Here is a 22,742-nt window from a genome sequence, read left to right on the forward strand (position 1 = left end):
GGGGCGCGGCATTTTGCAGGCGAACTTTACGGCCTTCAAGGGATTATGACGGGTGACGAATAATTAACTACAAGTCACCGTGTGACTGATTGTCGCAATATGATGGATTAACCCGTTCAACATCATATAGTTAGACGGGTAACTGTGTTTATAGCGTGTTTTGTCAGGGCTGCTATGAAACGTCGTGGATTGAACATTGAGAGTCGCTGCAACCCTTGGAAATAATGAGGTTGAAGCTTTTTTTGGATGGGGAATACAGTCGGCTTAATTGCGACATATAAATATATCTGTAGGGCTTTAAAGTATTTGACTACAAGGTCAGTAAATTACTGTTTTCCTTTAAATGCTGGGGCTGTAGCGCCGTGACTGCTCAATCAGCCAGTCTCTGAAAGCGTGTAATGAGGCAGATCCGACCTTTCTCTCGGGAATCATGAGGAAATAGGCTTTGGTGCTGGCCAGCGCTTCAGGGTTGGCGATCACCAATCGCTGTTCTTCAAGCTCTCGCTGGATAAGGAAGGGCGGAATCAGGGCGATGCCCATGTCATGCATGGCTGCCTGGGACAGCATCGAGAACAGCTCGTAACGGGGGCCTGTCATGTCGCGAGGTACATTCAGCTGTTGGGCGTTGAACCACTGGCGCCAGGCATAAGGGCGCGTGGTCTGTTGCAGCAGCGGCCGTTCCGCTATTTCCTGCGGGCTGAAACATTTGCGCGTGCCGAGCAGTCCTGGGCTGCAGACCGGCACGGGGTTTTCGCCCATCAACCTGTGGGATTCGGTACCGGACCAGTCGGCGTCGCCAAAGTAGATGGCCGCGTCGAATTCCGTGTCGGCAAACAGGAACGGGCGCGTACGGTTTGTCAGGTTGACGGTGACTTCCGGGTGCTGGTGCTGAAAGTCCTTCAGGCGGGGGATCAGCCATTGCGTACCAAAAGTCGGCACCACGGCCAGCTCGATGACATTGGTGCCCTGCTGGCCCATCACCGACAAAGTGTCGCGTTCTACGGCATCCAGTTGCGTGGCAACTCTGCGGCTATAGGACAGCCCGGCTTCCGTTAACTTGACGCCGCGTCGCGAGCGACGAAACAGCTCGACACTCAAAAACTCTTCAAGGCTGGCAATCTGTCGACAAATGGCGCCCTGAGTAATGGAAAGCTCGTAGGCCGCCTTGGTAAAGCTCTCGTGACGGGCCGCGGCTTCGAAACTGACGAGGGCGGTGGTGCTGGGGATTTTTCTGCGCATGTACCGTGCTCTCACATCAAAGGCGCGTCTGCGGCGATCTTGAGTATTACGAAGTGACAAATTATCACAAGGCTATGCGGAAACCTCGTTTGCCGTCTCCTCTGGCCCGACCTACGCTGCATGCACGACTTCTGAATCTCTCACCGAGGACTTATTCATGGCTGGCAAGGCAAGCTTCAACTGGATCGATCCGCTTCTGCTGGATCAACAGCTCACCGAAGAGGAGCGCATGGTGCGCGACACGGCCGAGCAATTCGCGCAGGACAAGCTGGCGCCGCGCGTTCTTGAAGCCTTCCGCCATGAAAAGACCGACCCTGCCATCTTCCGTGAAATGGGCGAGACCGGATTGCTCGGTGCAATGATTCCCGAGCAGTACGGTGGCAGCGGTTTGAATTACGTCAGCTACGGGTTGATTGCTCGCGAAGTGGAGCGTGTCGATTCGGGTTATCGCTCGATGATGAGTGTGCAATCGTCACTGGTCATGGTGCCGATCAATGAGTTCGGCACCGAGGCGCAGAAACAGAAGTACCTGCCGAAGCTGGCGTCCGGCGAGTGGATCGGCTGTTTTGGCCTGACGGAACCTGACCATGGTTCCGACCCTGGCGCGATGATTACCCGTGCACGCAAAGTGGAAGGCGGCTACAGCCTGACCGGCGCCAAGATGTGGATCACCAATAGCCCGATCGCGGATGTGTTCGTGGTGTGGGGCAAGGACGATGCCGGTGATATCCGTGGATTTGTATTGGACAAAGGCTGGAAGGGCCTGAGTGCTCCGGCGATTCACGGCAAGGTGGGGCTTCGGGCTTCCATCACCGGTGAGATCGTGATGGAAAACGTATTTGTGCCGGAAGAGAACATTTTTCCCGACGTGCGCGGTTTGAAAGGGCCTTTTACGTGCCTCAACTCGGCGCGTTACGGCATTTCGTGGGGCGCATTGGGTGCCGCGGAATTCTGTTGGCACACCGCTCGCCAATACACCCTTGATCGCCAGCAGTTCGGGCGACCGTTGGCCGCCACCCAGTTGATTCAGAAGAAGCTGGCCGACATGCAGACCGAAATCACCCTGGCCTTGCAAGGCTGCCTGCGTCTGGGGCGGATGAAAGACGAGGGCACGGCTGCGGTCGAGATCACATCGATCATGAAGCGCAACTCGTGCGGCAAGTCCCTGGATATCGCGCGTATGGCGCGGGATATGTTGGGCGGCAACGGGATCTCCGATGAGTTCGGGGTGGCGCGTCACCTGGTCAATCTTGAGGTGGTCAACACCTATGAAGGCACCCACGATGTGCACGCTCTGATTCTTGGGCGTGCGCAAACCGGTCTCCAGGCTTTCTATTAATAGGAGCATGGGCATGGGCGCGCTTTCGCATTTACGGGTACTGGATTTATCGCGAGTGCTTGCAGGCCCTTGGGCTGGGCAGATTCTTGCGGACCTTGGGGCTGAGGTGATCAAGGTTGAGCGGCCGGGTAAGGGTGATGACACCCGCGCGTGGGGGCCTCCGTTCCTTAAGGACGCATACGGCGAGAACACGAGTGAGGCGGCGTATTACCTGTCGGCTAACCGCAATAAGGAGTCGGTGACCATCGACTTCACCCGGCCGGAGGGGCAGAAGCTGGTACGTGAGCTGGCGGCCAAGTCCGACATTCTGATCGAGAATTTCAAGGTGGGTGGCCTCGCCGCGTATGGGCTGGACTATGAGTCGCTCAAGGCGATCAACCCGGAGCTGATTTATTGCTCGATTACGGGGTTTGGTCAGACGGGGCCGTATGCGTCGCGCGCGGGCTATGACTTCATGATCCAGGGGTTGGGTGGGCTCATGAGCCTGACCGGCCGGTCGGAGGATGATGAGGGGGCGGGGCCGTTGAAGGTTGGGGTGGCGTTGACGGACATTCTGACGGGCCTTTACTCAAGCGTGGCGATCCTGGCGGCGCTGGCGCACCGCGACCACGACGGTGGGGGACAACATATCGATATGGCGTTACTGGATGTGCAGGTGGCTTGCCTGGCCAACCAGGCGATGAATTACCTGACCACAGGTGTTTCGCCCAAACGCCTGGGTAATGCTCATCCGAACATCGTGCCGTATCAGGACTTCCCCACGGCCGACGGCGATTTTATCCTGACGGTGGGTAATGACGCGCAGTTTCGCAAGTTCGCTGAAGCTGCCGGGCAGTCGCAGTGGGCGGATGATGCGCGTTTCGCCACCAACCAGATGCGGGTGGCCAACCGAGCGCAGTTGATCCCGTTGATTCGCCAAGTCACCGTTTTCAAGACGACAGCCGAGTGGGTGTCATCGCTGGAGCGTGTCGGTGTGCCGTGTGGGCCGATCAATGATCTTGCGCAGGTGTTTGCCGATCCGCAGGTCAAGTCGCGTGGTCTGGCGATGGAGCTGCCTCATGTACTGGCCGGGAGAGTGCCTCAGGTTGCCAGCCCGATGCGGCTGTCCAAGACGCCTGTTGAATATCGCAGCCCCCCTCCTCTATTAGGGGAGCATACGGCCCAGGTGCTGCAGGCTTTGTTGGGGATGAGTCCTGAGAAAATCGCTGTTCTGAAAGAGGCTGGCGTTATCTGACCTTTCTCTTCTATATAGAGGAGTGGGTAATTGATGACTTTTTAATCAACCTCAACTAATTGATAGGGAATGCAAATTTAGGGGTTGACGGCAGATTCTGGACGTCTATAATTCGCCCCACTTCCGGCGCAGTCGAAACGGAAAACTCCTTGGTAAACAAGTAGTTATGCAAGATTCGACAGCGAGTTGCTTCAGTTCATCGAAGTCCAGAAGGAGTTGATAGTGCGGTGTTGTCTGGCGCTATTAACGTTTCGATCTTCTCGGTCGAAAGCGGAGAAAAAGAGGTGTTGACAGCAGCGTGTAACGCTGTAGAATTCGCCTCCCGCTAACGAGAGATCGGAAGCGCAAGTGGTTGAAGTTGTTGAAGAATTCTTCGAAAGCTTCTGAAAATAATCACTTGACAGAAAATGAGGCTGCTGTAGAATGCGCGCCTCGGTTGAGACGAAACATCTTAACCAACCGCTCTTTAACAACTGAATCAAGCAATTCGTGTGGGTGCTTGTGGAGTCAGACTGATAGTCAACAAGATTATCAGCATCACAAGTTACTCCGCGAGAAATCAAAGAATAACCAACGATTGCTGAGCCAAGTTTAGGGTTTCTTAAAAACCCAAAGATGTTTGAACTGAAGAGTTTGATCATGGCTCAGATTGAACGCTGGCGGCAGGCCTAACACATGCAAGTCGAGCGGTAGAGAGAAGCTTGCTTCTCTTGAGAGCGGCGGACGGGTGAGTAATGCCTAGGAATCTGCCTGGTAGTGGGGGATAACGTTCGGAAACGGACGCTAATACCGCATACGTCCTACGGGAGAAAGCAGGGGACCTTCGGGCCTTGCGCTATCAGATGAGCCTAGGTCGGATTAGCTAGTTGGTGGGGTAATGGCTCACCAAGGCGACGATCCGTAACTGGTCTGAGAGGATGATCAGTCACACTGGAACTGAGACACGGTCCAGACTCCTACGGGAGGCAGCAGTGGGGAATATTGGACAATGGGCGAAAGCCTGATCCAGCCATGCCGCGTGTGTGAAGAAGGTCTTCGGATTGTAAAGCACTTTAAGTTGGGAGGAAGGGCAGTTACCTAATACGTGATTGTTTTGACGTTACCGACAGAATAAGCACCGGCTAACTCTGTGCCAGCAGCCGCGGTAATACAGAGGGTGCAAGCGTTAATCGGAATTACTGGGCGTAAAGCGCGCGTAGGTGGTTTGTTAAGTTGGATGTGAAATCCCCGGGCTCAACCTGGGAACTGCATTCAAAACTGACTGACTAGAGTATGGTAGAGGGTGGTGGAATTTCCTGTGTAGCGGTGAAATGCGTAGATATAGGAAGGAACACCAGTGGCGAAGGCGACCACCTGGACTAATACTGACACTGAGGTGCGAAAGCGTGGGGAGCAAACAGGATTAGATACCCTGGTAGTCCACGCCGTAAACGATGTCAACTAGCCGTTGGAAGCCTTGAGCTTTTAGTGGCGCAGCTAACGCATTAAGTTGACCGCCTGGGGAGTACGGCCGCAAGGTTAAAACTCAAATGAATTGACGGGGGCCCGCACAAGCGGTGGAGCATGTGGTTTAATTCGAAGCAACGCGAAGAACCTTACCAGGCCTTGACATCCAATGAACTTTCTAGAGATAGATTGGTGCCTTCGGGAACATTGAGACAGGTGCTGCATGGCTGTCGTCAGCTCGTGTCGTGAGATGTTGGGTTAAGTCCCGTAACGAGCGCAACCCTTGTCCTTAGTTACCAGCACGTAATGGTGGGCACTCTAAGGAGACTGCCGGTGACAAACCGGAGGAAGGTGGGGATGACGTCAAGTCATCATGGCCCTTACGGCCTGGGCTACACACGTGCTACAATGGTCGGTACAGAGGGTTGCCAAGCCGCGAGGTGGAGCTAATCCCACAAAACCGATCGTAGTCCGGATCGCAGTCTGCAACTCGACTGCGTGAAGTCGGAATCGCTAGTAATCGCGAATCAGAATGTCGCGGTGAATACGTTCCCGGGCCTTGTACACACCGCCCGTCACACCATGGGAGTGGGTTGCACCAGAAGTAGCTAGTCTAACCTTCGGGAGGACGGTTACCACGGTGTGATTCATGACTGGGGTGAAGTCGTAACAAGGTAGCCGTAGGGGAACCTGCGGCTGGATCACCTCCTTAATCGACGACATCAGCTGCTCCATAAGTTCCCACACGAATTGCTTGATTCATTGAAGAAGACGATAAGAAGCAGCCCGAAATTGGGTCTGTAGCTCAGTTGGTTAGAGCGCACCCCTGATAAGGGTGAGGTCGGCAGTTCGAATCTGCCCAGACCCACCAATTTTGTGTGGGAAACGCCTGTAGAAATACGGGGCCATAGCTCAGCTGGGAGAGCGCCTGCCTTGCACGCAGGAGGTCAACGGTTCGATCCCGTTTGGCTCCACCACTACTGCTTCTGTTGTATGAAAGCTTAGAAATGAGCATTCCATTGTGATGATGGTGAATGTTGATTTCTAGTCTTTGATTAGATCGTTCTTTAAAAATTTGGGTATGTGATAGAAAGATAGACTGAACGTTACTTTCACTGGTAACGGATCAGGCTAAGGTAAAATTTGTGAGTTCTCTTAACTGAGAAATTCGAATTTTCGGCGAATGTTGTCTTCACAGTATAACCAGATTGCTTGGGGTTATATGGTCAAGTGAAGAAGCGCATACGGTGGATGCCTTGGCAGTCAGAGGCGATGAAAGACGTGGTAGCCTGCGAAAAGCTTCGGGGAGTCGGCAAACAGACTTTGATCCGGAGATGTCTGAATGGGGGAACCCAGCCATCATAAGATGGTTATCTTACGCTGAATACATAGGCGTAAGAGGCGAACCAGGGGAACTGAAACATCTAAGTACCCTGAGGAAAAGAAATCAACCGAGATTCCCTTAGTAGTGGCGAGCGAACGGGGACTAGCCCTTAAGTGGCTTTGAGATTAGCGGAACGCTCTGGAAAGTGCGGCCATAGTGGGTGATAGCCCTGTACGCGAAAATCTCTTAGTCATGAAATCGAGTAGGACGGAGCACGAGAAACTTTGTCTGAATATGGGGGGACCATCCTCCAAGGCTAAATACTACTGACTGACCGATAGTGAACTAGTACCGTGAGGGAAAGGCGAAAAGAACCCCGGAGAGGGGAGTGAAATAGATCCTGAAACCGTATGCGTACAAGCAGTGGGAGCCCACTTTGTTGGGTGACTGCGTACCTTTTGTATAATGGGTCAGCGACTTATTTTCAGTGGCGAGCTTAACCGAATAGGGGAGGCGTAGCGAAAGCGAGTCTTAATAGGGCGTCTAGTCGCTGGGAATAGACCCGAAACCGGGCGATCTATCCATGGGCAGGTTGAAGGTTGGGTAACACTAACTGGAGGACCGAACCGACTACCGTTGAAAAGTTAGCGGATGACCTGTGGATCGGAGTGAAAGGCTAATCAAGCTCGGAGATAGCTGGTTCTCCTCGAAAGCTATTTAGGTAGCGCCTCATGTATCACTGTAGGGGGTAGAGCACTGTTTCGGCTAGGGGGTCATCCCGACTTACCAAACCGATGCAAACTCCGAATACCTACAAGTGCCGAGCATGGGAGACACACGGCGGGTGCTAACGTCCGTCGTGAAAAGGGAAACAACCCAGACCGTCAGCTAAGGTCCCAAAGTTATGGTTAAGTGGGAAACGATGTGGGAAGGCTTAGACAGCTAGGAGGTTGGCTTAGAAGCAGCCACCCTTTAAAGAAAGCGTAATAGCTCACTAGTCGAGTCGGCCTGCGCGGAAGATGTAACGGGGCTCAAACCATACACCGAAGCTACGGGTATCACGTAAGTGATGCGGTAGAGGAGCGTTCTGTAAGCCTGTGAAGGTGAGTTGAGAAGCTTGCTGGAGGTATCAGAAGTGCGAATGCTGACATGAGTAACGACAATGGGTGTGAAAAACACCCACGCCGAAAGACCAAGGTTTCCTGCGCAACGTTAATCGACGCAGGGTTAGTCGGTCCCTAAGGCGAGGCTGAAAAGCGTAGTCGATGGAAAACAGGTTAATATTCCTGTACTTCTGGTTATTGCGATGGAGGGACGGAGAAGGCTAGGCCAGCTTGGCGTTGGTTGTCCAAGTTTAAGGTGGTAGGCTGAGATCTTAGGTAAATCCGGGATCTTAAGGCCGAGAGCTGATGACGAGTGTTCTTTTAGAACACGAAGTGGTTGATGCCATGCTTCCAAGAAAAGCTTCTAAGCTTCAGGTAACCAGGAACCGTACCCCAAACCGACACAGGTGGTTGGGTAGAGAATACCAAGGCGCTTGAGAGAACTCGGGTGAAGGAACTAGGCAAAATGGCACCGTAACTTCGGGAGAAGGTGCGCCGGTGAGGGTGAAGGACTTGCTCCGTAAGCTCATGCCGGTCGAAGATACCAGGCCGCTGCGACTGTTTATTAAAAACACAGCACTCTGCAAACACGAAAGTGGACGTATAGGGTGTGACGCCTGCCCGGTGCCGGAAGGTTAATTGATGGGGTTAGCTAACGCGAAGCTCTTGATCGAAGCCCCGGTAAACGGCGGCCGTAACTATAACGGTCCTAAGGTAGCGAAATTCCTTGTCGGGTAAGTTCCGACCTGCACGAATGGCGTAACGATGGCGGCGCTGTCTCCACCCGAGACTCAGTGAAATTGAAATCGCTGTGAAGATGCAGTGTATCCGCGGCTAGACGGAAAGACCCCGTGAACCTTTACTATAGCTTTGCACTGGACTTTGAATTTGCTTGTGTAGGATAGGTGGGAGGCTTTGAAGCGTGGACGCCAGTCTGCGTGGAGCCAACCTTGAAATACCACCCTGGCAACTTTGAGGTTCTAACTCAGGTCCGTTATCCGGATCGAGGACAGTGTATGGTGGGTAGTTTGACTGGGGCGGTCTCCTCCTAAAGAGTAACGGAGGAGTACGAAGGTGCGCTCAGACCGGTCGGAAATCGGTCGTAGAGTATAAAGGCAAAAGCGCGCTTGACTGCGAGACAGACACGTCGAGCAGGTACGAAAGTAGGTCTTAGTGATCCGGTGGTTCTGTATGGAAGGGCCATCGCTCAACGGATAAAAGGTACTCCGGGGATAACAGGCTGATACCGCCCAAGAGTTCATATCGACGGCGGTGTTTGGCACCTCGATGTCGGCTCATCACATCCTGGGGCTGAAGCCGGTCCCAAGGGTATGGCTGTTCGCCATTTAAAGTGGTACGCGAGCTGGGTTTAGAACGTCGTGAGACAGTTCGGTCCCTATCTGCCGTGGACGTTTGAGATTTGAGAGGGGCTGCTCCTAGTACGAGAGGACCGGAGTGGACGAACCTCTGGTGTTCCGGTTGTCACGCCAGTGGCATTGCCGGGTAGCTATGTTCGGAATAGATAACCGCTGAAAGCATCTAAGCGGGAAACTAGCCTCAAGATGAGATCTCACTGGAACCTTGAGTTCCCTGAAGGGCCGTCGAAGACTACGACGTTGATAGGTTGGGTGTGTAAGCGCTGTGAGGCGTTGAGCTAACCAATACTAATTGCCCGTGAGGCTTGACCATATAACACCCAAGCAATTTGACTACTCCTGACTTGGAAACAAGTAGAAGCATCAGATTGCGGTGTGTGAAGACGAGATGAACCGAAAGTTCGACGCTCACAAAACACCGACAGCTGTCACATACCCAATTTGCTGAAGCGAGGCCGTCTGGCCACGACTCAGTACCCGAATTTCTTGACGACCATAGAGCATTGGAACCACCTGATCCCATCCCGAACTCAGTAGTGAAACGATGCATCGCCGATGGTAGTGTGGGGTTTCCCCATGTGAGAGTAGGTCATCGTCAAGATTAAATTCCGAAACCCCATTTGCGAAAGCAGATGGGGTTTTGTTTTTGTAGAAGTCCATGAATTTTCACCGGCGTGTTGTTTGAACAACGCTCTGGTATACAGAATTTCTTGACGACCATAGAGCATTGGAACCACCTGATCCCATCCCGAACTCAGCAGTGAAACGATGCATCGCCGATGGTAGTGTGGGGTTTCCCCATGTGAGAGTAGGTCATCGTCAAGATTGAATTCCAGAACCCCTGTCTGCTAGCGCAGACAGGGGTTTTGTCGTTTAGGGACTTGGACAGGGTGCTCGCCTTACCTGGTCCCATATCACGCTTACATGCTTGCACTTGTACGATAACCATTGGTCGGCTGCCCTGTAGGGGATGAGAATACATCTCAAGATTTCCGCACTCCCTGCCGAAAGCCTGACGAGCCACGCGTGCCCCGAGATAGAGCGGCCGAAGAGCCTGCTTATAGCGCTACATGGAATGTTCCACGCGGCACGCTCATCCCCTTTGGCAAAAGAAGTCGACGAAATGAATCTGAAGTTCAGTCATAAAATCCTGCTGGCCGCGTCAGGCGTCGTTGTCCTGGCCTTCGCGTTATTCACGCTCTACAACGACTACCTGCAGCGCAGCACGATCAAGCAAAATCTGGAGTCGTCCATCCAGCAGTCAGGTGAACTCACCGCCAGCAGTGTGCAGAACTGGCTAAGTGGCCGCGTACTGGTCCTCGAGAACCTGGCACAGAACATCGCACACCAAGGCGCAACTGCCGACCTTCCGGGTCTGGTTGATCAGCCTGCGCTCACTTCAAATTTTCAATTCACCTACGTTGGCCAAACCAACGGCGTGTTCACGCAGCGCCCCGACGCCAAGATGCCCGATGGCTACGACCCGCGTCAGCGTCCCTGGTACAAACAAGCCGTCGCTGCCGATAAGCCCATGCTTACACCGCCCTACATGGCCGCAGTAGGTGGGCAGATCGTTACCATCGCCATGCCGGTCAAGAGGAACGGTGAGCTGCTGGGTGTCGTCGGTGGAGACCTGAGCCTGCAAACCCTGGTGAAGATCATCAATGCCGTGGACTTCGGGGGCATTGGTCACGGGTTTCTGGTCAGCGGCGATGGCCAGGTCATCGTTAGTCCGGACGAGGACCAGGTGATGAAGAACCTCAAGGATATCTATCCAGGCATCAGCCTGCGTATCGACAAGGTCAACCAGGATGTCGTCCTCAACGGTCAGGAGCGCATCCTGTCGTTCACGCCTATCAGCGGCTTGCCAGGCGCGGATTGGTATATCGGTCTGTCGATCGACAAAGACAAAGCCTACGCACCACTGGGTAAATTCCGCACTTCAGCGCTGATTGCCATGCTGATCGCCGTGGTAGCGATTGCCGTGCTCTTGAGCCTGCTGATTCAAGTATTGCTGCGGCCCTTGACCACCATGGGCGCGGCGATGAAGGACATTGCCCAAGGTGAAGGCGACCTTACTCGTCGCCTCAATGTGACCAGCAAGGACGAATTTGGCGAAGTGGGCAGTGCCTTCAACCAATTCGTCGAGCGAATCCACGCGTCCATTTCCGAAGTGTCCTCGGCGACGCGCCAGGTACACGATCTGTCCCAGCGAGTGATGGCCTCGTCCAATGCCTCCATCGTTGGCTCCGACGAGCAGAGCGCGCGCACCAACAGCGTAGCCGCCGCTATCAATGAGCTGGGCGCCGCCACCCAGGAAATTGCACGTAACGCGGCCGACGCCTCGCAACATGCCAGCGGTGCCAGCGAGCAAGCGGATGGCGGACGCAAAGTGGTTGAGCAAACCATCCTGGCAATGTCGGAGCTGTCGCAAAAAATCAGCCTGTCCTGCACCCAGATCGAAACGCTGAATGCCAGTACCGACAACATCGGCCACATTCTCGATGTGATCAAAGGTATCTCTCAGCAAACCAACCTGCTCGCGCTCAATGCCGCGATCGAAGCGGCACGGGCCGGCGAGGCAGGTCGTGGCTTTGCAGTGGTCGCTGACGAAGTGCGCAACCTCGCTCACCGCACCCAGGAGTCGGCTGAAGAGATCCATAAAATGATCACCTCGCTGCAAGTGGGCTCGCGTGAAGCGGTAACTACCATGAACGCCAGCCAGGCCTCCAGCGAAGAGAGCGTTGAAGTGGCCAACCAGGCCGGCGAGCGCCTGATCAGCGTGACGCAGCGGATTGTCGAGATCGACGGCATGAACCAATCGGTGGCTGCCGCTACCGAGGAGCAGACTGCCGTGGTTGAGAGCCTCAACGTGGATATCAACCAGATCAACCTGCTGAACCAGCAAGGCGTGGTCAACCTCAATGAAACGCTGAGAGACTGCGATGCGCTCTCCCAGCAGGCCAGTCGATTGAAGCAGCTGGTTGACAGCTTCAAGCTCTGACTTTTGAGTGCAAAGCAGGAGCGAGCACGCTCGCTCCTGCGTTCAGCCAAGCATCCGGCGCACATTCTCCAGCGCACTGTCGGCAAACGCTTGTGCAAACGCATCAAATTCCACCTGGGTGTCTCCGACAGGTTCGCCGATGATCGTCCAGGTCGCCCTGGCACGGCCGGCGTCAACCGCCTCAACACTCATCGCCGCCCACAGGCGCGCGACGCCCAAGGTGTTGTAGACCGTAGTCCAGGTCATGCACATGGCGTCTTCATCCCGGCTGTTGAGTTGTTCCACCACGCAGTGACCATCGTGGAAGAACTTGGTACGCAAGGCTCCGACACCCGTGCCGGTCATTTCTATATGTGACAGGGCCGGAATGAACGCATCAAAGCCTGCAAAGTGACCGACTACGGCCCACAAGCGAGCCGCTTCGCACTCGACAACGACACAGGCCTGCACCGGTGCGGTACAGGGATTGCGAATCAGCGTATCGGGTTGCAGTGGTTTCATGAGAAAGGTCCTTAAAAGCAGTTCAAAGAAAGCCCACAGCCTTCAGGTAGTCGCAGCCCTGACGCAACAAGGCGGGACTTTTCTCGGGGTAGTGCGTGCCCATTTGTTCCACGCCATGACGTGCGTTGTCGAAACGGATCATTGAAGTGTCGCCGATGTCTTCGCCCGGCCCATCCATGTAAAACCCGAGTACCCCGAACAACGCGTTGTCGCGATCAACTGTGCGCAAGGCCTGTTGCCACTGCACAACAGTGACGCGGTCGAAGGCATGTCCCGCCTGGCTGAACGCATTAAGGTAGTCGTCCCAACTCAGCGGCTGCGGGTTGTGCAGGTTGAAAACGCTGCGCTCGCTGTCGAACTGGCCACAGTGAAACGCGAGAAAGCGTGCAAAAAAGTCCACCGGCATCAGGTCGAAGTTCACCTCCTGACGGGGCATCAGACCCAATTGCAGCGATCCCTTGAGCATCAGCATCAGGCGATTTTTCCGGGGTTGGCAAACACCGTTGCGGCTGTTGAAACTGATGTTGCCCGGACGCAGGATATTGACCCACGCGCCTTGCGCCACCGCACGTCCCAACAGCCGCTCGGCCACCCACTTGGAGAGGTTGTAGCCATTCTTGATGTAGATCGGCAGTGTCGCCGCGGCCGGTAACTCCAGAACGTAGCCTTCGGCATCAATGCTGCTGCAGGCGGACAGCGTCGAGATGAAGTTCAGAACCTTTTTGCAGTGGGTCTCGCACAGGCGCAAACATTCCCGCACGGGGTCGACGTTGTCCGGCACCAGCGACCCATAGTCCATCACATGATTGACCTGTGCAGCGTTGTGCACCAGCACGCCAAAGTCCCTCGCGAGCGCGTCATACACCTCGCACGCCAGCCCCAGGCGTGGCTGGCTGACATCGGCCGGATACACCCGCACCCGGCTCGTGTCCAGATGTTCCAGGCGGTACTCCTTCAGTGCCTCGCTGAACCTGCTGGCTGCCGGTTGACCCGGCAACTCACGCACCAGACACGCTACCGCTGTTGCACCGCCTGCCAGTAATGCCTCGACGGCATGTACGCCGATAAAACTGTTGGCCCCCGTCACAATCACCTTGCGTCGATCACCAGCTCGAGTCTCGGGCAGCACCCTCAGTGCCTGTTCACGCTGAGCATCGCGCACGGCCTGGCCGTACGCTGCGTCTGGCAGCGCACTGTCCTGCATCAGCAAGGCGAGCGTACTGATCGTCGGCCTCTCGAAGAAGTGGTTCAGCGGTACACTGCGGCCGAACTGTTCACGAATGCTCAGCAACAAAGTCGACAGCAAAATGGAGTGCCCACCGAGGTTGAAGAAGCTGTCGTCCAGCCTCAAATCATCCACAGGCACGCGCAACAATTCACTCCATAGCCGCGCCAGTTGCCGTTGAAGGGGCGTATGCGCAGTGCGGCCATTGCCAGCCAGTGAGGCTTGAATCGGCAATGCCAGCAAGGCCTGACGGTCAATCTTCCCGCTGCCGGAGCAGGGCAGGGCAGACAGTTCGGCCCACACCTGTGGTTGCAGGTAATCAGGCAACCACTGCCGCGCGTGTTGCTTGAGATCGGCCAGCGTAGCACCGGCCTCCGGATAGGCGACAACTCCACGAATCTTGCCGTCACGCTCGATCACCACCGCAACCTGACGAAACAGCCGACTGTCGCGCAGGCACTGCTCGATCTCCTGCGGCTCGATCCGCACCCCGCGGATCTTTACCTGGTCATCACGGCGCCCACCGAGTTCTATACCGTCGTCCGTCCATTTCGCGAGGTCGCCACTGCGGTAGGCCCTGACAACCTGACCGTCCGGCAGTGTCAGCTCGACAAAGGGACTGTCGAGTACCGGCGCGGTGCTCAAGTACCCCAGGCTCACCCCAGGCCCGACGATATACAACTCACCCATTACCTGCTCATCCACCGGCTGCATGTCCTCGTCGAGGATCAGCGCCTGACTGTTGGCGATTGGCCGGCCCACCCGGGTGTTGCCATCTTTGCGCTGCAGCAGGCGATGCGTCACCAGTACCGTGGCTTCGGTGGGGCCGTAGAGGTTGTGCAGGTGGCATTGGCCGGCCAGACGTTCGATGACATGGGGTTCGCACGCTTCGCCACCGGTTAGCAGGTGAGTCAGGCCCAGCAGCTCATCCAGCGGCAGGATACCGAGCAGCGCCGGTGGCAGGAACGCGTGGGTGACGTGCTGTTGGCGAATCAACTCCACCAATTGCTGCGGGTCACGCCGCTGCGCCTCGCCGGGAATGATCAACTGCGCGCCGGCAATCAGACTCGGGAAAATATCCATCAGCGAAGCATCAAAGTTCAATGCGGCGAACTGCAGCACGCGGCTCTGTTCACTCAATTCCATGCAGCCACCGAACCAGGCAGTAAAGTGCGCCAGGTTGCCCTGGCTGAGCCGCACGCCTTTTGGTCTGCCACTGGTGCCGGACGTGAAGAGCACGACGCACGGTGCGCTCGGGTCTGGTCGAGGGTGCGGCAGCGGTTGCGAGGCGTCTTGCCGATCGGCACCACGCACATCCAGCGCCATGAAGTGTTCACGCAGCGGGTGGCTGCCCTCATCCAGTAAAGCACGGGCGCCTGCGCTTTCCAGCATGACCTGCTGGCGCCGAAGAGGAAGCTGCGCAGCCAGTGGCAGGTAGACTGCGCCGCAGCCGAGAATCGCCAGGATGCTCGCGTACAGCGCGGCAGACTTTTCCAGGCAGACTCCGACGATCGCTGAACCTTCAACACCCTCCAGCACTGCCGACAATCGTTGCTGGATCGCCCAGGCGTGCGTCTGCAGTTGCCGGTAAGTGACAACCTCGCCCGCTACATTCAGCGCCGGTCGCTCAGCGAAGGTGATGAGGCTGGTCTGCAGTCGCTCGATAATCGGCACTTGCGCCGCCCGCAGCAGTTCAGGATCTGCCGTGCAATTGAACCGATGCAGGTAGGCCAGCGCATCCAGGCTTTGCAAGTCCAGGTCAGGCCAGTCGTTGGCAAAGGTAGGCGATACACATAACTGCGGGTCGCGTGCAAAGCGACTCACCTGCAGAGCCACCCACTCCACCAGCGCGCGTGTCGCCCGGCGGCACAAGTGTTGGCCGTTCCCGCTGGGTTCTTCAGCCACGTCCAGCACGTCCACCAGGCGATGTTCATGGTTATAGCTGCGCAATTGCAGCACAGGCAATCCGGACTCGGTCGCTGAGCCGATCCCCAGTCGCAGACTCAGGCGCGGCGTGCAGGCCCAACGTATCGGCAGTGGCTGGCTGCCGTCGTCGATCACCAGATCAGCGTCCTCGTCTGCGCACCGATGACCATATGCTTCGAGCTCCGTCCGCACTTCGGTCAGCGCTTTGCTCGTGCCGACCCATCCCACTGTCAGGCACCTCATGCCGCTCTCCCCGCCGGCGACAGATAGTCATTCATGGCCGCTGCCACGCTTGGCGTCTGGAGCAAACCGCTGTGCTGCAAAAACTTCATGATGTTGCCAATCAGAGGGTGCTGGCGGGTGATGGGAAACGCCAGTGCCTCCACCTCGTCTCTCAAGGCCTCACGGATGCGCGCGCTTACGCCCAGGTGTTCGATCAATTGCAGGTCGAAGGTTTTTTGCAGATCGTTGGTCAGGTAGTGCATCAGAAACGTCGGCAGCACCTGAGCGATGCTGTCGCGATCTGCCGGGCTGGCCGCCTGCCAATACAGATGTACCAGACTTGTCCAGAAACGGGCATGGCGGCCTTCGTCAAACAGGTGATCGGCCATCATGCCGCGAATGGACGACTTGACACTGTCGTCCCTGGAAAACGCCGCCACCTCATGGGTCACGGTGTTTTCGGCAATCGCCACGCCAATCAGCTCCACGGCATCGCGCAGATGAGTGGGCGCCTGTGCCTGCGCTGCCGGCAGCGCGCGGCTGAGTTCGATCTGCCTGGGCAGGTCGAGGGGCTGGATGCCGGTCATGCTCACCGTCTGATGCAGGAAGTCCAACGCCACCATTGCGTGGTAATCCTCGTCCACCACGACGGACATTGCGTCGTAGCGACAGGCAAGGGGGAAGGGCAGTGTGAAGCGGTTCTTGGCAATGCTGCGGGCGGTCCTGTCGACAATTTCGGTCTCGAAAATCACCACGTCATTAATGTATTTGTAAAAGCTTTGTACCAGCACAAAGTCTCGCCATTGCGCACAGTGTTCGACAAACGTCGCACTCAATACCAGCGGCTGGCGGCACAGCGGGAAGATCAATTTGTCATCGTCTTCCAGCAGACGGCGCGGGCGCGTGCGGATGGTTGCGCGACGCTCCCAGTCGTCGGCGATGGAGCAGTAATCCGTGATGCTCATGGGTGCACCTCCTGCAGCGAGGCTCGCAGGTCGTCCCAGAAATGGATGCGCTGTTCAACCGCGCTCAAGGCGAACGCGTCAGCCTGTTGCCGGCGATGCACGTCCCCATCGATCAGGCGCTCAAGCATCGCCCGCGCGCCGGGTTCATGGTCCTCGGCGTCCAATTGAATGTGTCGGTTGAAGTAATGGCGCAGCATCGGCGCCTGGCCGATCCACGCTGCGCTGCCTTGCAACAGGCGTTCAAACATGGTCGGTATGACGCTCTCACGGCCGTGCAGGAAGGCCGCCGCAACACAGTGGGTAGGTGCGTCGAGTACGGTGTGCAGCGTGCTGCCGACAAACCGTGCCGTGCCGGGCAGACTCTCTAACGTTTGCAACGCTACCTGAGCGTCTACCCCCTGGCGTTGCAGCATGACGAACCGATCGATGGCGACAGTACTGGCACCTGTTTCAAGCATGCCCCCACGGTACAACTCGAAATGGCTGCAATGACCACCCCCTGGACGTTCATCCGACTCCTCACACAGCACGATCTCATTGATCAACCGAGCGGCCTGAGGATCGGTTGGGGGGAGCCAGGGCACCTGTGTGCCGGCCAGGTCCCGTTGCAGGCGTTTGGTGAGACTCATGAAGTCCCACACAGCAAATACATGGCTCTGCATAAAAAGTTGTAACTTGCTGAGTGAAGTTATTTCATTAAATAAAGGATGACTGCACAGTTGCAGTTTTTTCTGCTCTAGTAAAGTTTGATGCATGGTTGATGCCTATAAGTTTGTTGCGACTGCGCTGAAGACAGAAGGACTGTTATTAAGCTTGAAATGGACAGTCAGGATTTTTGCCGGGCCGAGCGTGTAGCCGCACTTGGGCAAGGGATTGCGCGGCCGGTTTGAGTGTCTGGTTTAGTGGCGCAGGATAATAAGCGGATTAAACGTTTGGATGAGCTTGCAAATGTATTAAAAGTTTTTCGAGAAAATACATGTTGTGAGTAAGTTAATTGCTTAAGTGTGGGAAGTTTCTTTAACCTGCGCAGGCTTAATCAAGTTGTATCGGCGCGGGGGCTTCCCCCTGATAAAAAGGAGGCCCCGAACGGCATGAGGTTTACTTGCCGGCCGCTTCAAGGCCGTTGAGATAGGCAGATATCACTTCCATCCCGCGCGTGAGGTGATTGCGCAGGGTGAGAATGCTCTCATCGGTCTTCTTCTGCGCCACCAGGCTCAGCAGTGTGCGGTGATCTTCCTGGGACGTCTCGCCGAGCCCCATCGCCTCCAGGTTGAAGCGCAGGAAGCGCTCTTCTTCATTCAGGCCATGTTCGACCAGCTTGAGCAGCCTTTGATTGGGCGCCTTGTCATACAGCGCCATGTGGAACAGGCGGTTCAGGCGTCCGATCTCGGTATAGTCTTTTTCCCGCTCCAGGGCATTGATCAATGTCTCGGCCTCGGCGATGTCGGCCTCGGTGAGCAAGGGGATCGACAGGCGCAGGGCTTCGGACTCCAGCAGTATGCGCAAGGCGTAGGTTTCAGCCGAGTTGTCTTCGATCAGGGGCGCCACCACGGCGCCCTTGTGCGTCACCACATGCAGCAATGACTGCGCTTCCAACTGGCGCAAGGCCTCACGCACCGGCATGCGGCTGACGCCGAACAGGCTGGCCAGTTCCTGCTGGCGCATGGCGGTGCCGCAGGGCAACCGGCCATCGAGAATGGCGTTGCGCAAGGTTTCTTCAATTACGGAACGAGCAAGATGAGCGGGGATAGGTCCGCTGACCTTAATGCTGTTCAACAGGTTCGGCTTCTGCGTCACGGCTACGCTCTCCTCCCTTTTTAAAATAAGTATGGCTAATTGGATCCAAAGCACACTAGAGACAGCTCAAAAGCTTGTCAAACGAACAAGGTTTTCGGCTTGTAAGTGCTTAAACACGGGGTTCTCCAGGCCCACACCGTGGTTTTGCGACGTCTTACACGCCAGCAACAACTGAATGATTCGCCACCTTTCCTTACTCGCTCAGCGTAGCCGGTCCAGCCTCTTGATGAACACATTAACGTCTATAGATATTCACTAATGGTATTTAAACTGACCTTCTTATGTCTATAAAGTTACTCTCCTGTCCGACCGGGAGTCACTTCATGTCCGCCGCCTCTACTGTTCCAACAGCGACCGCTACCCCACAAGCATTCGAGATTCGCCCATTATCCGGCAGCGTCGGTGCCGAGGTTATTGGCCTGGACCTGTCCCGCCCGGTCAGCGACGAAGAGTTTGCGCGCATTCACCGCGCGCACCTGGACTATCACGTCGTGGTGTTCCGCGACCAGCGCATCACCCCTGCACAGCAGATCGCCTTCAGCCGCCGTTTCGGCGTGTTGCAGATTCACGTGCTCAAACAGTTTCTGCTGACCAATCCCCCGGAAATCCTGATCGTCTCCAACATCCTGGAAAACGGTCAATCCATCGGCCTCGGAGATGCGGGTAAATTCTGGCATTCGGACCTCTCCTACAAGGAACTGCCGAGCCTGGGTTCGATGCTGCATGCCCAGGAGCTGCCCTCCGAGGGCGGCGACACCCTGTTCGCTGACATGCATAAAGCCTGGGACCAGTTGCCCGAGCACCTGCGCAACGCCGTGCAAGGCCGCAGCGCCGCGCACTCCTACACGGCGCGCTACAGCGAAACCAAATTCGAAGGTAACTGGCGCCCGACGCTCACCCCGGAGCAGCTGGCCCAGGTAGCCGAAGTGGTTCATCCCATCGTGCGCACCCACCCGGAAAACGGCCGCAAGGCGCTGTTCGTCAGTGAAGGTTTCACCACCCGCATCGTCGGCCTGCCCGAAGACGAAAGCCGCGACCTGCTGGCCCAGCTCTATGCCCACAGCGTGCTGCCGGAAAACATCTACCGCCACCAATGGCAACCCCACGACATGGTGTTCTGGGACAACCGCTCGCTGATTCATCTCGCCGCCGGTTGCCCCAGCCATCTGCGGCGCAAATTGTTCCGCACCACCATCCAGGGCGATGCGCCTTTCTGAACCCTATCGCAAGAGAGTTGAAATGAACGCGCCTTTGCCAGGCCACGCGGCCAGCAACCTGATCACCGCCCAACCGTTGCTGGCGGTGGACAACGTTAGCCTTGAGTACCGCACCCCCGAACGAGTAGTACGCGCCACCCACCAGGTCAGCTTCGAGATCGACCCGGCCGACCGCTACGTGTTGCTCGGCCCGTCGGGCTGCGGCAAATCCACGTTGCTCAAGTCCATCGCCGGGTTTATCAAGCCCAGTGAAGGGGAGATTCGCCTGCTGGGGCAAAAGGTCGAACAACCTGGCCCGGATCGCATCGTGGTGTTCCAGGAGTTCGACCAGTTGCCGCCCTGGAAAACCGTCAAGCAGAACGTCATGTTCCCCCTGCTGGCGTCCAAAACCCTCAAGCGCCGCGAAGCCGAAGAACGCGCGCTGCACTACCTCGACAAAGTCGGCCTCAGTGCCTTCGCCGATGCCTACCCGCACACCTTGTCCGGCGGCATGAAAGCTCGCGTGGCCATCGCCCGTGCCCTGGCCATGCAGCCCAAAATTCTGCTGATGGACGAACCCTTCGCCGCCCTGGACGCCCTCACCCGACGCAAGATGCAGGAAGAGCTGCTGCGGCTCTGGGAAGAAGTGCGCTTCACCCTGCTGTTCGTCACCCATTCCATCGAGGAGGCGCTGGTGGTCGGCAACCGCATCCTCCTGCTGTCGCCCCACCCGGGGCGCGTGCGCGCAGAAATCCACAGCCATCAATACGACCTGCACAGCCTCGGCGGTGTGGACTTCCAGGCCTCGGCGCGGCGCATTCATCGCCTGCTGTTCGATGAAGCCCCCGAGGCCGAACGTGAGTTGGGTTTCGCCGATATTCGCATCGCTTACTAAAGGGTCGCCCCATGCGCCAGGAATACGAAATAACCCTCGAACCGCTGCTCAGCGTGCCGGTGGAACGCGAACTGCCGCTGCGTCAGCGCCTGTGGCAACAAGGCTGGCTGCGCAAAGGCCTGATCCTGATCGTGCTGGCAGTCATTTGGGAGTCGGTGGCGCGCTATCAGAACAACGACCTGCTGCTGCCGAGCTTTTTGCAGACCTTCCACGCGCTCTACTACGGCCTGCTCAGCGGCGAACTGCTGAGCAAGGTCAGCATCTCCCTGGCCGTGCTGATCAAGGGCTACCTGATCGGCATCGTGCTGGCCTTTGCCCTGACCACGCTTGCCGTCTCGACCCAACTGGGCCGCGACTTGTTGAGCACGCTGACCTCAATGTTCAACCCGCTGCCGGCGATTGCGTTGCTGCCGCTGGCGCTGCTGTGGTTCGGCCTGGGCCAGAACAGCCTGATCTTTGTGCTGGTGCATTCGGTGCTGTGGGCGCTGGCGCTCAATACCTATTCGGGGTTCCTTGGCGTGTCCGAAACCCTGCGCATGGCCGGTCGCAACTATGGCCTCAAGGGCATGCGCTTCGTGCTGTTCATTCTGATCCCGGCTGCGCTGCCGTCGATTCTCGCCGGCCTTAAAATCGGCTGGGCTTTTGCCTGGCGTACCTTGATCGCCGCCGAGCTGGTCTTTGGCGCCACCAGCGGCAAGGGCGGGCTGGGCTGGTACATCTTCCAGAACCGCAACGAGCTGTACACCGACAAGGTATTCGCCGGCCTGGCCGTGGTGATTCTGATCGGCCTGCTGGTGGAAAACCTGGTGTTCGACACCTTCGAGCGGCTCACGGTGAAACGCTGGGGCATGCAGCGCTAGGCCGGCCATCCCTGTTAGGATTGCGGCCAATTCACGCTTTTACGACCGCGAGTGCCTGGCATGCAATTACCGGACATGAACCTGCTGGTCGCCCTCGACGCTTTGCTCGATGAAGGCAGCGTGGTCGGCGCCGCACGGCGGATGAACCTCAGCCCGGCGGCCATGAGCCGCACCCTCACGCGCATCCGCGAGGCGGTGGGCGACCCGATTCTGGTGCGCGCCGGACGCGGCCTGGTGCCCACGCCCAAGGCGCTGCAACTGCAAGGCCAGGTGCGCAACGTGGTGGAGCAGGCCGCGCTGCTGTTTCGCTCGGCCGACCAGGTGGACTTGAGCACCTTGCGGCGTCGCTTCAGCGTGCGCGCCAACGACTTCTTCATCGGCGTGTATGGCGGCCGGCTGTTCGACACCATGGAGCGCATGGCGCCACTGTGCGAGCTGTACTTCGTGCCCGAAGGCGACACCGACGACGAAGCCCTGCGCGAAGGGCGCCTGGACCTGCGGGTGAGCAACACGCTGCCCGTCACCCCTGAGGTAAAGGTGCAGAACCTGTTCTCCACCACCTTCGTCGGGCTGGCGCGCGAAGGCCACCCGTTGTTCGACGGGGAAATCACCGCCGCACGGTTTGCCGGTTATTCCCATATCAGCATCTCGCGCCGTGGCATCGCGCGCGGGCCCATCGACACTGCTTTGAACGCCCAGGGCCTGGAGCGCCGCGTCGCGATGATCGCCCCTGGGTTTCACGGCGCAATGTTCATGCTGCCCGACTCCGACCTGCTGTTGCCGGTGCCCAAGGAAGCCCTCCTGAGTGTCAAGCGTCTGAAACTGCCGCTGCGCGCCTTCGCCCTACCGATCTCGTTGCCGACCCTGATGCTGACCCAATCCTGGCACCCGCGTTTCGACAAGGACCCGGCGCACAAATGGCTGCGCGAAACCTTTCGCGAAAGCTTCCAGGCCACCTGGCTCGAAGCCCAGCCCACCTGAGCATTTCACAATCAACTGTGGGAGGGGGCTTGCTGCCACATAGATTGCGTTGCGTGCACTTATACCCTGCCAATAAGTAACTTTTTGTCATGTGTGTAGCTGCTTAAAC

Annotated in this window: 13 protein-coding genes, 2 tRNA genes and 4 rRNA genes; 13 read left to right on the plus strand and 6 right to left on the minus strand. The window is 57.0% G+C overall.

Annotated elements, in window-relative coordinates; translation table 11 throughout:
- Nucleotides 1–339: 339 nt before the first annotated feature.
- On the minus strand, nucleotides 340–1,239 hold the full coding sequence (locus JOE32_RS17895; RefSeq protein WP_209986947.1) for a LysR family transcriptional regulator: 900 nt from the start codon (nucleotides 1,237–1,239) through the stop codon (nucleotides 340–342).
- A 157-nt stretch (nucleotides 1,240–1,396) separates the two neighbouring features.
- Between JOE32_RS17895 and JOE32_RS17900 the strand changes: the two genes are divergently transcribed.
- From JOE32_RS17900 to JOE32_RS17940, 9 genes are all read left to right on the plus strand, one after another.
- A complete protein-coding gene (locus tag JOE32_RS17900; protein WP_209986950.1) occupies nucleotides 1,397–2,578 on the plus strand; it encodes an acyl-CoA dehydrogenase in 1,182 nt (393 codons plus the stop codon).
- Nucleotides 2,579–2,591: 13 nt separating this feature from the next.
- Nucleotides 2,592–3,812, plus strand: a complete 1,221-nt coding sequence (locus JOE32_RS17905) for a CaiB/BaiF CoA-transferase family protein (RefSeq protein ID WP_209986953.1) — start codon at nucleotides 2,592–2,594, stop codon at nucleotides 3,810–3,812.
- A 621-nt stretch (nucleotides 3,813–4,433) separates the two neighbouring features.
- Nucleotides 4,434–5,970 (plus strand): 16S ribosomal RNA (locus JOE32_RS17910).
- 82 nt (nucleotides 5,971–6,052) lie between these two features.
- Nucleotides 6,053–6,129: transfer RNA gene (locus JOE32_RS17915), tRNA-Ile, on the plus strand.
- Nucleotides 6,130–6,159: 30 nt separating this feature from the next.
- Nucleotides 6,160–6,235, plus strand: a tRNA-Ala gene (locus tag JOE32_RS17920).
- A 247-nt stretch (nucleotides 6,236–6,482) separates the two neighbouring features.
- Nucleotides 6,483–9,374, plus strand: a 23S ribosomal RNA gene (locus tag JOE32_RS17925).
- 172 nt (nucleotides 9,375–9,546) lie between these two features.
- Nucleotides 9,547–9,662, plus strand: a 5S ribosomal RNA gene (gene rrf / locus JOE32_RS17930).
- A 108-nt stretch (nucleotides 9,663–9,770) separates the two neighbouring features.
- Nucleotides 9,771–9,886 (plus strand): 5S ribosomal RNA (rrf, locus tag JOE32_RS17935).
- The 16S, 23S and 5S rRNA genes sit together here with 2 tRNA genes alongside, the layout of an rRNA operon.
- Before the next feature lie 298 nt (nucleotides 9,887–10,184).
- The gene (locus JOE32_RS17940; protein ID WP_209986956.1) at nucleotides 10,185–12,065 is read left to right on the plus strand and encodes a methyl-accepting chemotaxis protein; all 1,881 of its coding nucleotides are present in this window, start codon (nucleotides 10,185–10,187) and stop codon (nucleotides 12,063–12,065) included.
- 42 nt (nucleotides 12,066–12,107) lie between these two features.
- Here JOE32_RS17940 and JOE32_RS17945 read toward each other — a convergent pair whose 3' ends face one another.
- The 5 genes from JOE32_RS17945 to JOE32_RS17965 all read right to left on the minus strand — a co-directional run bounded on the left by JOE32_RS17945 (nucleotide 12,108) and on the right by JOE32_RS17965 (nucleotide 18,701).
- Nucleotides 12,108–12,566: an SRPBCC family protein gene (locus tag JOE32_RS17945; protein ID WP_209986959.1), complete on the minus strand. Its 459-nt coding sequence runs from the start codon at nucleotides 12,564–12,566 to the stop codon at nucleotides 12,108–12,110.
- A 22-nt stretch (nucleotides 12,567–12,588) separates the two neighbouring features.
- Nucleotides 12,589–15,960, minus strand: coding sequence for an amino acid adenylation domain-containing protein (locus JOE32_RS17950; RefSeq protein ID WP_209986961.1), 3,372 nt, complete (start codon nucleotides 15,958–15,960; stop codon nucleotides 12,589–12,591).
- On the minus strand, nucleotides 15,957–16,904 hold the full coding sequence (locus JOE32_RS17955) for a diiron oxygenase (protein WP_209986965.1): 948 nt from the start codon (nucleotides 16,902–16,904) through the stop codon (nucleotides 15,957–15,959). Before JOE32_RS17955 ends, JOE32_RS17950 begins: the two co-directional genes overlap by 4 nt.
- The gene (locus JOE32_RS17960) at nucleotides 16,901–17,659 is read right to left on the minus strand and encodes a DUF3050 domain-containing protein (RefSeq protein ID WP_209986968.1); all 759 of its coding nucleotides are present in this window, start codon (nucleotides 17,657–17,659) and stop codon (nucleotides 16,901–16,903) included. The genes JOE32_RS17955 and JOE32_RS17960 overlap by 4 nt, the downstream gene beginning before the upstream one ends.
- Before the next feature lie 343 nt (nucleotides 17,660–18,002).
- A complete protein-coding gene (locus JOE32_RS17965) occupies nucleotides 18,003–18,701 on the minus strand; it encodes a GntR family transcriptional regulator (RefSeq protein ID WP_209986971.1) in 699 nt (232 codons plus the stop codon).
- A gap of 323 nt (nucleotides 18,702–19,024) precedes the next feature.
- Between JOE32_RS17965 and JOE32_RS17970 the strand changes: the two genes are divergently transcribed.
- Genes JOE32_RS17970 through JOE32_RS17985 form a run of 4 tightly spaced genes read left to right on the plus strand, consistent with a single transcriptional unit; the run spans nucleotide 19,025 to nucleotide 22,633 of the window.
- Nucleotides 19,025–19,918, plus strand: a complete 894-nt coding sequence (locus tag JOE32_RS17970) for a TauD/TfdA family dioxygenase (RefSeq protein WP_209986975.1) — start codon at nucleotides 19,025–19,027, stop codon at nucleotides 19,916–19,918.
- 22 nt (nucleotides 19,919–19,940) lie between these two features.
- Nucleotides 19,941–20,792 (plus strand): ABC transporter ATP-binding protein, encoded by an 852-nt coding sequence (locus JOE32_RS17975; RefSeq protein ID WP_209986978.1) that lies wholly within the window; start codon nucleotides 19,941–19,943, stop codon nucleotides 20,790–20,792.
- An 11-nt stretch (nucleotides 20,793–20,803) separates the two neighbouring features.
- Nucleotides 20,804–21,652 (plus strand): ABC transporter permease, encoded by an 849-nt coding sequence (locus JOE32_RS17980; protein WP_209986981.1) that lies wholly within the window; start codon nucleotides 20,804–20,806, stop codon nucleotides 21,650–21,652.
- 60 nt (nucleotides 21,653–21,712) lie between these two features.
- Nucleotides 21,713–22,633, plus strand: coding sequence for a LysR family transcriptional regulator (locus JOE32_RS17985; RefSeq protein WP_209986984.1), 921 nt, complete (start codon nucleotides 21,713–21,715; stop codon nucleotides 22,631–22,633).
- Nucleotides 22,634–22,742 lie beyond the last annotated feature (109 nt).

It is taken from the genome of Pseudomonas sp. PvP025 (assembly GCF_017832155.1).
GTDB lineage: Bacteria > Pseudomonadota > Gammaproteobacteria > Pseudomonadales > Pseudomonadaceae > Aquipseudomonas.